This is a genomic window from Marinifilum breve, from assembly GCF_003202155.1.
GTDB lineage: Bacteria > Bacteroidota > Bacteroidia > Bacteroidales > Marinifilaceae > Marinifilum > Marinifilum breve.
The window spans coordinates 1-399 of the sequence record NZ_QFLI01000165.1 but is presented as its reverse complement, the minus strand read 5'-3'; the positions used below and the strand labels follow the sequence as shown (position 1 = coordinate 399).

Annotated in this window: 1 protein-coding gene; it reads right to left on the bottom strand. The window is 62.9% G+C overall.

Going from position 1 to position 399, the window contains the following annotated elements; genetic code table 11:
* Positions 1-275: 275 nt before the first annotated feature.
* Positions 276-399: type II secretion system protein (locus DF185_RS24485; RefSeq protein ID WP_119754667.1), on the bottom strand; the 124-nt coding region annotated here is incomplete at its 5' end.

The window sequence follows — 399 nt, the reverse complement described above, 5'->3', positions numbered from 1 at the left end:
AACCGCGCGCCGGTCTTGAAGTCGATCTCGATGTCGAGCCGCTTGCTGGCCGCATCGAAGTCGGAGGCGGCAACGAACCACGGCGAGTTGATGCCGAGAGCAAGCTGGAAGAGATGGGTGTCGCGCATGTCCGAACCAGGGTTGAGAAACGATCCTGGCTCCCAGTGTGCCGCCGCGCCGTGCGGCCATCAAGGACAAGCCCGCAAGGGGCGCGCAAGTGCAGTGCGCGTCCTTGACCGCCGCCCGTCGCGACGGCCGACGCTCTGCCAACAGGATCAAGCCGCCATCCGACCACCCAACCACCCACTCAGTTCAGCGAGGAGGCTTACTTTTGGGCCAACGAAGGCAGCCAACATGACGAGAATGCCAATCACAACCAGCAGTTCGACCAAGGTGAAG